The organism is Salinicoccus sp. HZC-1 (assembly GCF_046736035.1).
In the GTDB taxonomy this organism is placed as follows: domain Bacteria; phylum Bacillota; class Bacilli; order Staphylococcales; family Salinicoccaceae; genus Salinicoccus.
This window is the reverse complement of the sequence record NZ_CP177130.1, coordinates 204405-219951: the sequence shown is the minus strand read 5'-3', so window position 1 is coordinate 219951 and position 15547 is coordinate 204405. Positions and strand designations below refer to the sequence as shown.

Here is a 15547-nt window from a genome sequence, read left to right as displayed (position 1 = left end):
TTCACTCCTCACTTTATTTATTATTTACCAGTTTTTCCTTCTTTACGACGAACTGCTTCGCCTTTGTAACGGATACCTTTTCCTTTGTAAGGTTCAGGTGGACGTACGGCACGGATTTTTGAAGCTAATGCTCCAACATATTCCTTGTTGATGCCTTCGATTTTAACATTCGTATTACCATCCACTGTAATGGAAAGGTCCTCGGAAGGTTCAAATTCAACCGGGTGAGAAAGCCCAACACTTAGTACCAATTTATTACCTTGCATTTGTGCACGATAACCTACACCTACAAGCTCAAGCTCTCTAGTGAAGCCTTGAGATACACCAACAACCATATTGTTGATGAGTGCACGGGTTGTACCATGGATCGTGCGATGATTTTTGGAATCACTTGGTCTTACAACTTGAAGTGTATTATCTTCCAGATTATAAGTCATTTCTTCGTCAAATGTATTTACGAGTTCACCTTTGGGACCTTTTACAGTTACAGTAGATCCGTCAATAGTGAGTGTTACATCACTTGGAATTTCTATAATACGTTTACCTACACGGCTCATTTAGTTTTGCACCTCCTGTTAATTCATTACCAAACGTATGCGAGTACTTCCCCGCCGATATTTCTCTTACGTGCTTCTTTATCTGTAAGCACACCTTCTGATGTTGAAACAAGAGCAATTCCAAGGCCGTTAAGGACTTTAGGAAGTTCTTCTCTTTGAGCATATACTCTAAGGCCAGGCTTAGAAATACGTTTCAAACCAGTGATAACTTTTTCGTTTTTGCTGCTGTATTTAAGGAATACACGGATAACGCCTTGCTTGTCATCTTCGATATATTCTACATTTTTAATATATCCTTCTGCTTTAAGAATTTCAGCGATTTCTTTTTTGATGTTTGAAGCAGGGATTTCTAAAGAATCATGTCTAACCATGTTCGCATTTCTAATGCGTGTCAACATGTCTGCAATTGGATCTGAGATTGTCATTTAAAGTGCCTCCTTTCAATTTATGGCGCTTACCAGCTTGCTTTTTTAACGCCAGGGATCTGACCTTTGTAAGCAAGTTCACGGAAACATATACGGCAAAGCTTGAATTTGCGAATTACTGAATGTGGTCTTCCGCATCTTTCGCAGCGTGTGTATTCTCTAACTTTGAACTTTTGTTCTTTTTGCTGTTTAGCAATCATTGATTTTTTAGCCACAATTTCGCCTCCTTATTACTTACTTTTGAAATGGCATTCCGAACTGAGTAAGCAGTTCACGAGCTTCTTCGTCTGTGTTAGCAGTTGTAACGATTACGATATCCATACCTCTTACTTTGGATACTTTATCGTAGTCAATTTCAGGGAAGATCAGCTGTTCTTTTACGCCCAGTGTGTAGTTGCCGCGTCCATCGAACGCTTTTTTGGAAATACCTCTGAAGTCTCTTACACGTGGGAGGGATACTGAGATCAGTTTGTCTAGAAAATCGTACATTCTTTCTCCGCGAAGTGTTACTTTCGCTCCGATTGGCATACCTTCACGCAATCTGAATGTAGCAATTGATTTTTTAGCTTTTGTGATTACAGGTTTCTGACCCGTGATCGCTTCAAGTTCTTCAACTGCAGTATCTAGTACTTTAGCGTTCTGAACTGCATCACCGACACCCATGTTTACAACAATCTTTTCGATTTTAGGTGCTTGCATCACGGATGTATAATTAAATTTATTAACTAGTTCATTTTTAATTTGTTCATTGTAACGTTCTTTTAAACGTGCCATTGGATGGACCTCCTTCCGTTAACTATTAGTTCTTTTCGTATTTTACTGCCGGAATTTCTTTTCCGGACTTTGCAGCAATTCTCACTTTAGTTCCGTCTTCTTTAATTTCATGACGGATACGAGTGCGTTCGCCTGTTTCAGGGTCAACGTGCATTACGTTGGATACGTGGATAGCCGCCTCTGTTTCGAGGATGCCGCCTTCAGGGTTTGTCTGAGAAGGTTTCAAGTGTTTTTTCATCATGTTAACACCTTCAACAACCACACGGTCTTTAGCAGGGATTGCTTTTAGGATTGTACCTTCTTTACCTTTATCTTTACCACTGATTACAACGACTTTGTCTCCAGTTCTTACGTGCATGGGAATCGCACCTCCTTTTTTAAATGTGGATTATAGTACTTCTGGTGCAAGTGAAACGATTTTCATGAAGTTGCCTTCACGCAATTCACGTGCCACTGGACCAAAGATACGTGTACCTCTTGGACCTTTATCGTCACGGATAATTACACATGCGTTTTCGTCAAATTTGATGTAAGAGCCATCTTCACGGCGCACGCCAGTTTTAGTTCTTACGATTACAGCTCTGACTACTTCACCTTTTTTAACAACGCCACCTGGCGTTGCATTTTTTACAGTAGCAACGATTACATCACCGATATTCGCTGTCTTACGGCCTGAACCGCCCAAGACTTTGATAGTGAGCACTTCACGAGCACCTGAGTTATCTGCCACTTTCAAGCGGGATTCCTGTTGAATCATGCGAATGGACCTCCTTTACCTTCAATTGTTTAAATGATGACTGATTCTTCAACGATTTCCACTAGACGGAAACGTTTAGTCGCTGACAATGGACGTGTTTCCTGGATTCTTACGATATCGCCCATTTTCGCTGAATTATTTTCATCATGCGCTTTATATTTTTTAGAATATTTAACACGTTTACCAATGATAGGGTGTCTTTTTTGAGTTTCTACCACTACCGTAATTGTTTTGTCCATCTTGTCGGACACTACACGGCCACGATAAAACTTACGTTCGTTTTTACCTTCCACTGTTTGAACCTCCCTCTATAAATTACTGGTTTGCTTTAGCTTCGCTGAGTTCTCTCTCGCGGATAGTTGTTTTCATTCTTGCGATAGTTTTTCTAACCTCTTTGATACGAGCAGTGTTCTCTAGCTGGCCTGTTGCTAGCTGAAAGCGTAGGTTGAAGAGTTCTTCCTTCAAGTCTTTAACGTTTGTTTCGATTTCGGAAGTTGTCAAATCACGGATTTCTTTAGCTTTCATTCGTATCACCACCTAATTCTTCACGTCTAACGATTTTTGTTTTTACTGGCAGTTTATGAGCAGCAAGACGAAGCGCTTCTCTAGCTACCTCTTCTTCCACACCTGCAACTTCGAACATAATACGACCAGGTTTTACTACTGCGACCCAGCCTTCTACTGCGCCTTTACCTGAACCCATACGTACTTCCATTGGTTTCTTAGTATATGGAGTATGCGGGAAGATGTTAATCCATACTTTACCGCCACGTTTCATATAACGAGTCATAGCGACACGCGCTGCTTCAATTTGTCTTGAAGTGATCCAAGCTGTTGTTGTAGCCTGCAGGCCGTATTCGCCGAATGATACTTCTGTTCCGCCTTTTGCGCGTCCTTTTGTATCCGGACGGTGTTGACGACGGTATTTCACTCTTTTTGGTAATAACATTTGTCAATTTCCTCCTTTACTTTTTGTCAGTTTTAACAGGAAGAACTTCTCCACGATAGATCCATACTTTGACACCGAGTTTACCGTATGTCGTATCTGCTTCTTCATGTGCATAATCAATGTCAGCACGAAGTGTGTGCAGTGGAACTGTCCCTTCACTGTAACCTTCAGAACGTGCGATGTCTGCGCCGCCTAGACGACCAGAAACTTGTGTTTTAATACCTTTAGCTCCAGCTTTGACTGCTCTTCCCAATGCTTGTTTTTGAGCTCTACGGAAAGATACGCGATTTTCAAGCTGACGTGCGATACTTTCTGCTACCAATTTAGCATCCATATCCACTTTTTTAACTTCAATTACATTTATATGAACTTTTTTACCAGTGAGGTTGTTGAGAGCAGTACGAAGTTTGTCGATTTCGCTACCACCTTTACCAATTACCATACCTGGTTTACCTGTATGAAGTGCGATGTTCACACGGTTAGCAGCGCGTTCAATTTCCACTTTGGAAACAGCTGCGTCTTTAAGATTGTTTTCGATATATTCACGGACTTTAAGGTCTTCGTGCAACAGGTCTGCAAAGTCTTTGTCTGCATACCATTTTGCTTCCCAGTCACGGATGATGCCTGTACGAAGTCCAATAGGATTTATCTTCTGACCCAAATTAATTCCCTCCTTGTGGTTGTTATGCGTTCTCTTCCACTTTGTTTTCTTCAGTTTCTTCTACTTCTTCGTTCACAGGTTCTGAAACTACAATTGTGATGTGGCTAGTACGCTTATTGATTTTTGTAGCGCGCCCTTGTGCACGGGGACGGAAACGTTTCAATGTTGGACCTTCGTCAGCGTATGCTTCAGATACAACCAGGCCGTCGATGTCCATGTCATAGTTATGTTCAGCATTCGCTACGGCTGATTTGAGAACTTTCTCAACTACCGGCGATGTTCTTTTATTAGTCAGGTTAAGAATTGCGATTGCTTCTCCAACTTCTTTGCCGCGAATAAGGTCTAATACCATTCTTACTTTGCGGGGAGCAATTCTAACTGTTTTAGCAACTGCTTTCGCTTGCATCTTCGTTCCTCCTTTTATACCGTCTTTAACTTATCTTCTTGTTTTCTTATCGTCGTTTCCATGACCTCTATACGTTCTTGTTGGAGCGAATTCTCCAAGTTTGTGTCCGACCATATCTTCTGTAACATAGACCGGCACGTGTTTGCGTCCATCATATACAGCGATCGTGTGACCGATGAAGTTAGGGAAGATAGTAGAGCGACGTGACCATGTTTTGATTACACTTTTCTTTTTGCTTTCATTGTTCGTTTCAACTTTTTTCATAAGGTGTCCGTCAACGAAAGGTCCTTTTTTAAGACTGCGAGCCATTTAGGCGCCTCCTTCCAATAATGCGTGCGGATTTGTTATCCGCACACCATGGTTACTTTATTTCTTATTCTTACGTTTTCTTACGATCATCTTATCTGAACGGTTCTTACCTCTACGAGTTTTCTTACCAAGAGTTGGTTTACCCCATGGTGACATAGGTGATGGACGTCCGATTGGAGCGCGGCCTTCACCACCACCGTGTGGGTGGTCGTTAGGGTTCATTACAGAACCACGGACTGTTGGACGCTGTCTCTTCCATCTGGAGCGACCTGCTTTACCAACATTGATAAGTTCGTGTTGTTCATTACCAACAGCACCGATAGTCGCACGGCAAGTTGCCAGAATCATACGTACCTCTCCGGAGCGGAGTCTTACAAGTACATACTTACCTTCTTTACCAAGCACTTGAGCGCTTGCACCAGCAGATCTTACTAACTGGCCGCCTCTTCCTGGTTTAAGTTCGATATTGTGTACTGTAGTACCCACCGGAATATCAGTAAGTGCCAATGCATTACCTGTTTTGATATCTGCATCAGGTCCACTCATAATTTCGTATCCTACTGTTACACCTTTAGGTGCAATAATGTAGCTCTTTTCACCATCTGCATACACAACAAGTGCAATGTTTGCTGAACGGTTCGGGTCATATTCTATAGTAGATATACGGCCTGGCACACCATCTTTGATACGTTTGAAATCAATCACTCTGTATTGACGCTTGTGTCCGCCACCTTTATGACGAACTGTCAATTTACCCTGATTGTTACGTCCCGCTTTTTTCGGAAGCGGCTGTAATAATGAGCGTTCCGGCGTTGTCGTTGTGATTTCTGCAAAGTCGGAACCAGTCATATTACGACGAGCATTAGTGGTTGGCTTGTATTTTTTAATCGCCATCTCGTTTTACCTCCTTAATGGTATATCAGCTCAAACTAGAAGATTTCTATTGAGCCTTCTTTTAATGTTGCAATTGCTTTTCTTCTTTTCTTAGTGTAGCCGGTGTAACGCCCCATGCGTTTTTTCTTCGGCTTATAGTTCATAATGTTCACTTTTTCAACTTTTACGTCGAAGATCTCTTCGATCGCATATTTTACTTGTGACTTGTTAGCTTTGACATCAACGTCGAAAGTGTACTTATCGACAGACATCAGGTCAGCAGAACGCTCAGTGACCACCGGGCGTTTAATAATATCGCGTGCATCCATTACAGAAGCACCTCCTCTGCTTTATTGATAGCACCTTCAGTGAAAATAACACGGTTAGCAGAAAGGATGTCGAGTACATTAAGCTGCTGAGGCGTTAAAATAGTAATGCCCTGCAGGTTACGAGATGAAAGTTCGATGTTTACATCTTCGTTCTCAAGTACAAGAAGTACCTTTTTGCTTGCTTCAAGATTTTCCAGGATTGTCAGGAAATCTTTTGTTTTCGGTGCATCCAGCGTGAAGTTCTCAACTACTGTGAGTGTTTCTTCGTTCACTTTCGCGGAAAGCGCTGAACGAAGTGCCAGACGACGCATTTTTCTAGGCATTTTATAAGAGTAGCTTCTAGGAGTTGGTCCGAATACTACTCCACCGCCACGATAGTGCGGCGCACGGATTGTACCTTGACGCGCGTTACCTGTACCTTTTTGTCTGAAAGGTTTTTTACCGCCACCACGTACCGCTGAACGGTTCTTTACAGAATGCGTTCCACGACGAAGTGATGCACGTTGTAAGTTTATAGCTTCGAATAAAACATGTTGGTTTGGTTCGATGCCGAATATTTCTTGGTTAAGGTCTATAGAATTAACTTTAGTACCTTCTTTTGATAAAACATCTAAGCTTGCCATGTGTTAAATCCTCCTTCCTTGTCTATTATTTAACACCTTTTTTAAATGCTGTAGCGATTTTTAAATATCCTTTACGTGGGCCGGGAACGTTACCTTTAATAAGTAGAACGTTGCGCTCTGCATCCACTTTAACGATTTCTAGGTTTTGCAGTGTTACAGTGTCTCCACCCATACGGCCAGGCAGTTTTTTACCTTTGAATACACGCGCCGGGTCACTCATCATCCCCATTGAACCTGGAGATCTGTGGAAACGTGAACCGTGACTCATTGGTCCGCGGCTTTGATTGTGACGCTTGATCGCACCTTGGAAACCTTTACCTTTAGATGTTGCTGTCACATCTACAAAGTCGCCTGCTTCAAATTTATCTACAGTGACTTCTTGACCTACCTCGAATTCATCTGCTGCGATATTCTTGAATTCGCGTACGAAGCGCTTAGGGGCTTTGCCGGATGCTTTAGCATGTCCAGTCTCAGCCTTGTTTGCGTATTTCTTTGATCTAGCTCCGTCAAAGAATTCACGCTTGTCGTCGAAACCGATTTGAACTGCACTGTATCCATCAGTTTCTTCTGTTTTCTTTTGCAACACTACGTTGCCTGCTGCTTCTACTACTGTTACAGGGATAAGCTCGCCGTTTTCACCGAAAACTTGAGTCATACCCACTTTTTTACCTAAGATTCCTTTGGTCATCGAAAGTCGCACCTCCTGCTATATTATAGTTTAATTTCGATGTCTACACCTGATGGTAAGTTAAGTCCCATGAGGGCATCAACTGTTTTCGGTGTAGGGTTAACAATGTCGATAAGACGTTTGTGTGTACGCTGCTCAAATTGTTCACGTGCATCTTTGTACTTGTGCACCGCACGGAGAACTGTATAAACAGTTTTTTCAGTTGGTAACGGGATTGGACCTGATACGTCCGCACCTGAACGTTTAGCTGTTTCTACAATTTTTTCCGCTGATTGATCAAGCACTCTGTGATCATAAGCTTTCAAACGAATACGAATTTTTTGTTTTGCCATTATTTAACCTCCTTCTGGTCGTCATCATTGATTGATAGACTTCTCCACGAAAATTCTCTTGTCACGTTAGCCATGGCAAAGCGGCCGGGCGTGTCAGTAACCTCTCGCTTCTTCGATACTAAAAACGCATGCCACCTATGTAAGTGACGTGTTTTTAACCTGAACGCTCATACCGCGCTCATTTAAGTCCAACGTTAGATATAATACATGAAAAAAGTGAAAAAATCAAGAGATAATACAAGATTTTTTCACTCTTTGGCATGGATTTCTCATAACCTGGTCCATTATACAATATTAAGTTACAATTTACAATATGATTTTTAAGTTATTCCGTCATAAATATAAAGTAGAGTATGAAGATTACAAACAGAGCATACATCATCGGATGAACTTCTTTTCTTCTGCCCGCCATAATCATAGTAATCGGATAGAACACGAAACCAATCGCGATACCTGTCGCAATACTGTAAGTTAACGGCATCATGAACATCGTCAGGAAGGCCGGTACGGCCACTTCGAATTGATCCCATCTGACTTTGGATAAATTCGAGACCATTAAAGCACCGACAATGATGAGTGCAGGCGCAGTGACTTCAGAAGTAAATGTCACAATCAATGGTGACAGGAAAATCGCAAGCAGGAATAAGGCACCTGTCACTACACTGGCGAAACCGGTCCTCGCTCCTGCGGCGACTCCCGCCGTCGACTCTACATAGGAGGTCGTTGTGGACGTCCCGAAGATAGATCCTGTAATGGTGGCAATTGAATCAGAAAGTAATGCACGGTTTGCTCGTGGGAGTTTATTATCTTTAATCATGTTCGCCTGACTGGCAACTCCGACAAGTGTTCCTGCTGTATCAAAGAAATCTACGAATAAGAATGTTAAAACAACAACTAGGAATTGTACATTGAAGAATTCCCCCGGATTTGCGAATGCATCAAACGCAACACCGAAAGTAGGTTCCATACTCGGAACAGCACCAACGATACCATCCGGCTTCGGAACAAGCCCCAGAAACAGCCCGGCTAAAGCCGTAATAATCATACCGATGAATATTGCCGCCGGAACCTTTTTAGCCATCAATATAACCGTTATGATCAAACCGCCGATTGCAAGCAGTACTTTCGGGTCATGAGTCGCCCCCAGTCCTACAAGCGTTGCTTCATTCATCGTAATGATGCCTGAACTCTGCAGGCCGACAAATGTAATGAAGAAACCAATACCCGCACTCACTGCCATTTTCATTTCCATCGGTATGGCATTAATGACGTATTCACGTAAACCGGTAACTGTTAAAAGTGCAAAAATCACTCCTGAGAATAAAACACCCGTCAGTGCAGTCTGCCAGGGAATGCCCATTGTAAGTACAACAGTAAATGCGAAGAATGCGTTCAGTCCCATGCCCGGTGCCAGAGCAATCGGATATTTTGCGAACAGCCCCATGATCATACAGCCGATAAATGCCGCAAGAGCTGTTGCAACGAACACCGCACCCATATCCATTCTCATAGAATCAGGAATGCCTTCCACTCCCTGCAGGGAGAGTACGGATGGGTTAACTGCAAGTATGTATGCCATTGATAGGAAAGTCGTCAGTCCACCAATGATTTCGCGACGGTAATTCGTACCATTGCCTTCAAAATCAAAATACTTTTTCATAACTATCTCCATTCTTTCATTAGAATAACGTAACGGCTAGATTACTTTAATGATGTCCGGATCATCTTCTCCGAGAAATTTCACAAGAAGGCTGCGGGTAACTGGTAAAAATACTTCAATCAGGCGCCCCAGGGCAATGATGATAATAACCGTCCCGACAAAGACCGGGCCACCGAGAATAAAGCCAAGGACTGCTGCGCCAAGTTCCATCACATTGCGGGCCATTGATAATTTCATATTGAATTTTTCAACCAAAACCAGCATCAGTGTGTCACGCGGCCCGGCCCCCAGGTTCGGCGTAATGTAGAAAGCCACACCAAAAGCCATAACAAAAAGACCAAGCGCAAAAATAAGTGAATGGGCCACCCAGCCGCTCACTTCAGGAAGCAGCCAGTTGAAGATATCGATGAATACACCAATGGCCACCATATTGATGTAGACCCCTATCCTCGGCCAGCGTTTCGTCCCGAGAGCGGTAAGAAATACAATTACTGCACCGGTAATGATTGCCCAAGATCCAATCGTGAGCCCAAATGTCTGCCACAAACCGTAATGGAGAACATCCCATGAAGCAAGACCAAGGAGACGGCCTTTAATTGTCAATGCAATACCCAAAGCAAGAATGACCAGACCAACAACATAAAAGAGCCAGCGCTTAGCCAGATTCTTTTTCAATTCGACACCACCTCCACCTATCATATCTCAAATAGTTTACGCTTTGATGAAGAAAAATGCAATACGGGGCTTATTAACCAGTCCGAGTTTAAATTGTGTGACATCGGGAATTTGGATATTAACTAGATGAAAAGTGGGAGAGATGGTAAAAATGGAACATAGATATAAACTGGCAAGCGTAGTACTCTCTGCCGGGATAGTCATTGCGGCATGCGGCAATGGCGGAGAGGACGGCGGAGAAAACGCTGAAAATACAGAGTCGACAGAAGTCGACCAGGTGGTGGAGGATTCCGGCTCGGAAGGTAATTCAGAAGGCGAAGCAACTACAGAGGATTCATCTTCTGAAGGAAATACAGAAAATGACGAGAGTGTGGACGATGCCGGCGCGGATGAAGCAATGAGTGACAGCGAAGAAGTCAGCGAAGGTAACGGAGACGATGGAGGAAGCAATGCATCCAAAGACCAATCAGGAGAAGAAGCGGACGGCAGCTCCGGCGACACCATCACACAGGAAGATATCAGTCATGATGCCAAGGAAGCAGTAGATGCTGCCGAGGAGATTTTCGAAGGCGAACTCATTCAGGTAGAATTGGATAATGAGGATAACCAATGGGTATATAAGGTAGATTTGGAACAAGACAGTGAAGAACACGAAGTCCTACTCTCTATAGATGATCTCTCTGTTGTTAATGAAAGCACTGACACAGATGATGATGACGACACAGAAGACCAGTTCAATTATGAAGATGCTCTCCCCGCTGAAGAAGCAGTGCAGACAGCCATTGGTGAAGCAGGCGGCAACGGGGAAATTGAAGGCTGGTCCCTGGATAAGGATGACGGGACTTTAGAATATGAAATTGAGCTTAAAAATACTGATAATGGGGATGCAGACATTAAGATAGATGCTGAATCAGGCGATATTCTTGAAAATGAATCTGACGACGATGATGATTAACATTTAAATAATATGGAAGAAACCAGGGCATCTGCCCTGGTTTCTTCATGCAGAGTGTTCAAAAAATGTCATGAGTCATTTATGCATATCCATATGATTATGATATGATACAACTATAATTCAAGGTGGTGATATTCATGGATTTAGATTATAAACTTTTAGAGCTAAAAAATGAGTATATTCGTATACAGGGGGATTTGGAAAAACTTGAATCCACCGGTAACAATACATCTAAGATGGAAGAACGCCTCGTTACAATCGAGCAGGAAATCGCCGACACTAAAGCGGCAATCAGAAATCAGAAATAATTTATAGGAAGTGCCCGATATGAAAAGAATGGTCTCGCTCATTATGATCATCCAGTTTTTAATATATTTTGGCTTCAGCATGGTAATACCGGTTATTCCGCAATTAGTAAAAGATTTAGGAGTATCCACGACACATATGGGCTGGCTGCTAGCAGTTTATTCTCTGGCCAGTTTCCTCTCCGCTCCGTATTTCGGTAAGCTGAGCGACCGTTTTGGCCGCCGGCCGCTTCTACTGTACGGTCTGCTTGCCTTCAGTTTCAGTTTCCTTATCTTCGGTATGTTTATCGACGTACTCTGGATATTATATATAAGCAGATTGATCGGCGGTGCCGCTGCAGGTGCGCTCTATACAGCAACCACAAGCATGGTGGCTGATATTACAACGCGGGAGGAACGTACCAGATACATGGGGCTTGTCGGAATGTCCATCGGACTGGGTTTTATATTTGGTCCGGGAGTCGGCGGACTTCTTGCTGAAATCAGTCTGAGCCTCGCCTACTATATGACTTCTATCGTCATTATCGGTGCTTTGCTGTTCTGCATCATCAAGGTCCGGGAAACCTACCGTCCCGGTGCCTACACTAAGAAGCGGATTACACTCGCAAGTGATTATTTCCTCCAGCCCGTCGGCATTCTTCTTATTTGTACATTTTTTGTGATGCTGACGATGAGCGGAATGGAAAGCACATTCCAGCTTCTTGGAATAGAACGCATCAACATCACTCCGTCACAGATGGGCATTTTATTCTTCATCGGCGGAATATTTAATGCGGGCGTCCAAGGAGGCATCATCGGAAGATTAAAGGATGGTCAGGAGTATCCCGTCATGATTATCGGACAGGCAATGGCACTTATTGCTTTTATCATGCTGCCTTTCATGACAAATCTCTTCTATGCCGGCATATGTATCGTCTTGTTGATGTCAGGCAATGCGTTTGTTAAAACGCTCCTTACTTCCCAGATCACCAAAGAAGGCAACCAGAATGAGATGGGCCGATTGACTTCCACCACATATTCCCTGGATAGTTTAGGCAGGATTTTCGGACCGCTCGTCTTCAACTACTTATTTATTATTACAGCTGGTCTTCCATTCTGGGTCGGAGCGGCACTGACAGTATTCTCAACATACTTCATATTCCAATATTATAGAAAAAGGAGGAGATTAGCATGATCCTGCCAATTCTCATGCTCCTCATTTATCTTGTAGTCAGCGCAGCCACCATACTGGTAATGCGCAGCAGAATATTAGATTTTTTAAGGATTTTTGCCGGCATCGCATTTTTGATCATGGCTACAATCACCTCCCTGAATGCTGAAAATCCGGGGAGTGTCCTCATATTTGCACTTGCCATCTGTGTTTTTATCTCTGTGGAAATCACCGGTTTCAAACAATATAAAGGGGATGACGGCCGTCTGTTCATGGTTCATGCATTCACAATTATGCTGGCCGCCGCTTATATAATTGTCTTGTTTACACTTTAGCAATGAATGAGGAGGGGGATACTGATGAGACGGGTCATCCTGATATTACTCATATTGATGCAGCTCATGTTTTTCATCAACTATGTCATTAATGACGGTATAATATTCTTCAACATATATGTATGGTCCGCCCTCAGTATCATTTCTGTGTTGGCTGGATGGCGGGCTGTCAAATCCGAACCAAATCTATACGAAAACCGTAAAATACATTCCATCCTTTCTTTTACATTGTTCATCTTTTCGATATTATCTTTGGTTTTTATATTATTCGTCGTTCTTACAAAACCGTATTACTTATGAACTACGCCGTCACTCAAGTAACGGGTTTTTAGGAACACTCAGCACTTAGTTGACCCCTTACAGAGCCAACCAGCGGTTTAAGCTATTTTACTAAGGCCTGTCCAGGCCAATATTCAATATATTTTTAGCCGCATTAATATCCCGGTCATGATTGATACTGCACTGCGGACACGTCCACTGTCTGATATTCAATGGTTTTTTACCACTATCAAACTGACAGCTGGAACACAGTTGAGAGGTCTTATGCGGATTGACCACAATCAATTGTCTGTCGTAGATATCACATTTATATTGTAGAACGTCCCTGAACTGACGCCAGGATTGAGACGCAATACTGCGGGCCAGAGCATGATTCTTCATCAGGTTCGTTGTTTTCAGATTTTCGATGGATATACTATCATACTGCGACACCAATGTTGTTGTGATTTTATGGATATAATCTTTCCGCGTATTTGAGATTTTTTCATGTAATCGCGCCACGTGGCGTTTCGCTGTTTGATAGTTTTTCGCCTCACGTAAGGCAATCCCTTTCGCCTTTGCAGCCAAACGTCTGCGCGCCATCCGTTTTTCCCAATACCGCATCTGTTTTTGATATTTTAAATGTAAGCGTTGGGAAGCAAATTTCTGACCGTCTGATGTAATGGCTAAATCGGATACGCCTAAATCGACACCGACACTTTGTTTCGTTTTCGGTAACGCTTGGTTTTCGCGTGTGATCAATAGTGAAACAGAGTAGTGCCCGGTCGGTTTGCGTTTTACGGTGACAGATTTAATGCGTGCGTTCTCAATATGTTTAAAACTGTTCTTACATTTGACCCAGCCCAATTTAGGCAGTTTGATATACCGCTGATTGTGATTGAATCGAATATTGCTGCCCCGGATCGTGCTCAAATACGACTGTCTCACAAATTTCCCGGATTTGAACTTTGGGTATTTGCACAGTCCTTTGAAAAACCGGTTAAATGTCTCAGACAGTCGTTTCACCGCACATTGAATTGCGACACTGTCCACCTCTTTTAACCATTCATATTCGCGTTTCATCTGGGGAATTAATGAGGATAATGTGCTATAGCTTAACAGTTTCAAACCAGGGTTATTCTCATAACGGGCGTTTAACATCCCCAGCATTTCGTTCCATATGAAGCGGGTATGCCCGAACGTCATATTGATCATATTTTCTTGTTCCAGGTTTGGATAGATCTTGCATTCAATCCCTTTGTACACTGTATTTCACCTCACTTTCTGTATCCATTATATCACCATAGGGCACACGCTATATAATATAAGCCGCGGATATAGAAAGGACGCATTGAAACAAAAGCGCAATTATGAGATGGCAAACGATAGGCGCTCAGTTTTTACATGTCACCATTCGGCGATATATAGAAAGACAGCGATGTACACTATATAAACCACCAGTTAACAGAATACAATGCAGGTCGTCCGAGACGCTGATTCATCACGCCATTAAAATAGCGTGTTTTCTCAGCTGACGACCTCTAATAAAAAGCCTGCGCTACAAACTTTGTAGCGCAGGCTTTTATTCTATTCTTCTGTAAAAATATCCTCGCCGTACCAATCTTTTGATATTTCAGTCAGCGTTCCATCATTGTTAAGCTGTTCGATCACTGCGTTAATATCTTCGATCAATGCCCTGTTCTCCTCGGTATCCTTGAAAGGCAGACCGACCGGCTGGCTGCCGAAGGGCTCGCCTGCAATTTTAAGTGGAATATCTTTATCATTGATCATCGCAAGCAGCTGCTCGCGGCCAAAGATGTATGCATCCAGCTTGCCTGCGCCGACATCCCTGTAAACCACTTCATTATTTTCATAGTCGACGATATTGCCGCCATTATCCGGATATTGCTCATTCAATACATTTTGGAAGTTGGTTCCTAAAATCGTGCCCACATCTTTACCTTTTATATCTTCAACCGATTGTATCTCTTCATTATCGGGTGCAACAGCTATCGCCGCTTTTGAGTAATAGTAGGGATCTGTGAATATGTACTTCTCTCCGCGTTCAGGTGTCAGCGCGAAATTACTGGCTGTTTCCACATTCCCTGTATCCAGATTGGCGAGTACCCCGGTCCAATCAGTAAGCACCCATTCAATTTCGTAATCGAGCTTTTCAAAAATCGCATTGTATATATCTACATTGAAGCCTTTCATCTCACCATCTTCCTGGAAAGAAGTTGGATATCCATCCGGTGACGATCCTATTTTGATGACTTTTTCGTTTTCTGATGCAGAGGCCCCGCCTTCTTCATTACCGCAGCCTGAAACCATCACCAGGGCAGCTGCCAGTAAAAAAATCCATTTCTTCATTTTGTCCCCTCCTATGTATGACACTAAAGCATATTAAATAACTATGAATTGATTTACAGTGTATCATTATACCCAGAGTATAGACAAGGTCATCTGATATAGATAATTGGTCGTATGCTTATAGAAAAAGTCTATATACAATAAAAACGCCGCTGT

26 protein-coding genes are annotated in these 15547 nt (G+C 42.7%); 5 read left to right on the top strand and 21 right to left on the bottom strand.

Features of this window, described 5'->3' with window-relative positions:
* Positions 1-20 precede the first annotated feature (20 nt).
* The 19 genes from rplF to ACKRAT_RS00995 all read right to left on the bottom strand — a co-directional run bounded on the left by rplF (position 21) and on the right by ACKRAT_RS00995 (position 10018).
* On the bottom strand, positions 21-557 hold the full coding sequence (rplF, locus tag ACKRAT_RS01085) for a 50S ribosomal protein L6 (protein WP_411843278.1): 537 nt from the start codon (positions 555-557) through the stop codon (positions 21-23).
* A gap of 26 nt (positions 558-583) precedes the next feature.
* Positions 584-982, bottom strand: a complete 399-nt coding sequence (gene rpsH, locus ACKRAT_RS01080; protein WP_411843277.1) for a 30S ribosomal protein S8 — start codon at positions 980-982, stop codon at positions 584-586.
* Positions 983-1011: 29 nt separating this feature from the next.
* Positions 1012-1197, bottom strand: coding sequence for a type Z 30S ribosomal protein S14 (locus tag ACKRAT_RS01075; RefSeq protein ID WP_017547659.1), 186 nt, complete (start codon positions 1195-1197; stop codon positions 1012-1014).
* Positions 1198-1216: 19 nt separating this feature from the next.
* On the bottom strand, positions 1217-1756 hold the full coding sequence (rplE, locus tag ACKRAT_RS01070) for a 50S ribosomal protein L5 (protein ID WP_411843276.1): 540 nt from the start codon (positions 1754-1756) through the stop codon (positions 1217-1219).
* Positions 1757-1781: 25 nt separating this feature from the next.
* A complete protein-coding gene (gene rplX / locus ACKRAT_RS01065) occupies positions 1782-2114 on the bottom strand; it encodes a 50S ribosomal protein L24 (RefSeq protein WP_411843275.1) in 333 nt (110 codons plus the stop codon).
* A gap of 30 nt (positions 2115-2144) precedes the next feature.
* Positions 2145-2513, bottom strand: a complete 369-nt coding sequence (rplN, locus tag ACKRAT_RS01060; protein WP_411843274.1) for a 50S ribosomal protein L14 — start codon at positions 2511-2513, stop codon at positions 2145-2147.
* Positions 2514-2542: 29 nt separating this feature from the next.
* Complete coding sequence (rpsQ, locus tag ACKRAT_RS01055) at positions 2543-2806, bottom strand: 30S ribosomal protein S17 (RefSeq protein WP_411843273.1); 264 nt, start codon at positions 2804-2806, stop codon at positions 2543-2545.
* A gap of 22 nt (positions 2807-2828) precedes the next feature.
* A complete protein-coding gene (gene rpmC, locus ACKRAT_RS01050) occupies positions 2829-3038 on the bottom strand; it encodes a 50S ribosomal protein L29 (RefSeq protein ID WP_411843272.1) in 210 nt (69 codons plus the stop codon).
* Positions 3028-3462 (bottom strand): 50S ribosomal protein L16, encoded by a 435-nt coding sequence (rplP, locus tag ACKRAT_RS01045; protein ID WP_411843271.1) that lies wholly within the window; start codon positions 3460-3462, stop codon positions 3028-3030. The genes rpmC and rplP overlap by 11 nt, the downstream gene beginning before the upstream one ends.
* A gap of 16 nt (positions 3463-3478) precedes the next feature.
* Positions 3479-4123, bottom strand: coding sequence for a 30S ribosomal protein S3 (gene rpsC / locus ACKRAT_RS01040; protein WP_411843270.1), 645 nt, complete (start codon positions 4121-4123; stop codon positions 3479-3481).
* A 22-nt stretch (positions 4124-4145) separates the two neighbouring features.
* Positions 4146-4529: a 50S ribosomal protein L22 gene (gene rplV / locus ACKRAT_RS01035; RefSeq protein WP_411843269.1), complete on the bottom strand. Its 384-nt coding sequence runs from the start codon at positions 4527-4529 to the stop codon at positions 4146-4148.
* 30 nt (positions 4530-4559) lie between these two features.
* Positions 4560-4838 carry a 30S ribosomal protein S19 gene (gene rpsS / locus ACKRAT_RS01030; RefSeq protein WP_411843268.1) on the bottom strand — a complete coding sequence of 93 codons (279 nt, stop codon included), beginning with the start codon at positions 4836-4838 and terminating at the stop codon, positions 4560-4562.
* Positions 4839-4895: 57 nt separating this feature from the next.
* Positions 4896-5732: a 50S ribosomal protein L2 gene (gene rplB, locus ACKRAT_RS01025; protein WP_411843267.1), complete on the bottom strand. Its 837-nt coding sequence runs from the start codon at positions 5730-5732 to the stop codon at positions 4896-4898.
* Positions 5733-5767: 35 nt separating this feature from the next.
* The gene (gene rplW / locus ACKRAT_RS01020; RefSeq protein ID WP_411843266.1) at positions 5768-6040 is read right to left on the bottom strand and encodes a 50S ribosomal protein L23; all 273 of its coding nucleotides are present in this window, start codon (positions 6038-6040) and stop codon (positions 5768-5770) included.
* Positions 6040-6663 (bottom strand): 50S ribosomal protein L4, encoded by a 624-nt coding sequence (gene rplD / locus ACKRAT_RS01015; RefSeq protein ID WP_411843265.1) that lies wholly within the window; start codon positions 6661-6663, stop codon positions 6040-6042. The genes rplW and rplD overlap by 1 nt, the downstream gene beginning before the upstream one ends.
* 25 nt (positions 6664-6688) lie before the next feature.
* Entirely contained in the window at positions 6689-7351 is a 663-nt protein-coding gene (gene rplC / locus ACKRAT_RS01010) for a 50S ribosomal protein L3 (protein WP_411843264.1), read from the bottom strand.
* Positions 7352-7374: 23 nt separating this feature from the next.
* Complete coding sequence (rpsJ, locus tag ACKRAT_RS01005) at positions 7375-7683, bottom strand: 30S ribosomal protein S10 (RefSeq protein WP_411843263.1); 309 nt, start codon at positions 7681-7683, stop codon at positions 7375-7377.
* Between the two features lie 325 nt (positions 7684-8008).
* The gene (locus tag ACKRAT_RS01000; protein ID WP_411843262.1) at positions 8009-9343 is read right to left on the bottom strand and encodes an NCS2 family permease; all 1335 of its coding nucleotides are present in this window, start codon (positions 9341-9343) and stop codon (positions 8009-8011) included.
* Positions 9344-9379: 36 nt separating this feature from the next.
* Positions 9380-10018: a YczE/YyaS/YitT family protein gene (locus ACKRAT_RS00995; RefSeq protein ID WP_411843261.1), complete on the bottom strand. Its 639-nt coding sequence runs from the start codon at positions 10016-10018 to the stop codon at positions 9380-9382.
* 151 nt (positions 10019-10169) lie between these two features.
* Here ACKRAT_RS00995 and ACKRAT_RS00990 point away from each other — a divergent pair, with 151 nt between their 5' ends.
* The 5 genes from ACKRAT_RS00990 to ACKRAT_RS00970 all read left to right on the top strand — a co-directional run bounded on the left by ACKRAT_RS00990 (position 10170) and on the right by ACKRAT_RS00970 (position 13063).
* A complete protein-coding gene (locus ACKRAT_RS00990) occupies positions 10170-10973 on the top strand; it encodes a PepSY domain-containing protein (protein WP_411843260.1) in 804 nt (267 codons plus the stop codon).
* Between the two features lie 137 nt (positions 10974-11110).
* Entirely contained in the window at positions 11111-11281 is a 171-nt protein-coding gene (locus tag ACKRAT_RS00985; RefSeq protein ID WP_411843259.1) for an SE1832 family protein, read from the top strand.
* A gap of 19 nt (positions 11282-11300) precedes the next feature.
* Positions 11301-12452, top strand: a complete 1152-nt coding sequence (locus ACKRAT_RS00980) for an MFS transporter (protein WP_411843258.1) — start codon at positions 11301-11303, stop codon at positions 12450-12452.
* The gene (gene mspA / locus ACKRAT_RS00975; RefSeq protein WP_411843257.1) at positions 12449-12763 is read left to right on the top strand and encodes a membrane stabilizing protein MspA; all 315 of its coding nucleotides are present in this window, start codon (positions 12449-12451) and stop codon (positions 12761-12763) included. The genes ACKRAT_RS00980 and mspA overlap by 4 nt, the downstream gene beginning before the upstream one ends.
* A 24-nt stretch (positions 12764-12787) precedes the next feature.
* A complete protein-coding gene (locus ACKRAT_RS00970; protein ID WP_411843256.1) occupies positions 12788-13063 on the top strand; it encodes a hypothetical protein in 276 nt (91 codons plus the stop codon).
* A 90-nt stretch (positions 13064-13153) separates the two neighbouring features.
* Here ACKRAT_RS00970 and ACKRAT_RS00965 read toward each other — a convergent pair whose 3' ends face one another.
* Together ACKRAT_RS00965 and ACKRAT_RS00960 are read right to left on the bottom strand one after the other, a co-directional pair.
* Positions 13154-14287: an RNA-guided endonuclease TnpB family protein gene (locus ACKRAT_RS00965; protein ID WP_411843255.1), complete on the bottom strand. Its 1134-nt coding sequence runs from the start codon at positions 14285-14287 to the stop codon at positions 13154-13156.
* 321 nt (positions 14288-14608) lie between these two features.
* The gene (locus ACKRAT_RS00960; RefSeq protein WP_411843254.1) at positions 14609-15391 is read right to left on the bottom strand and encodes a transporter substrate-binding domain-containing protein; all 783 of its coding nucleotides are present in this window, start codon (positions 15389-15391) and stop codon (positions 14609-14611) included.
* Between the last annotated feature and the right edge of the window lie 156 nt (positions 15392-15547).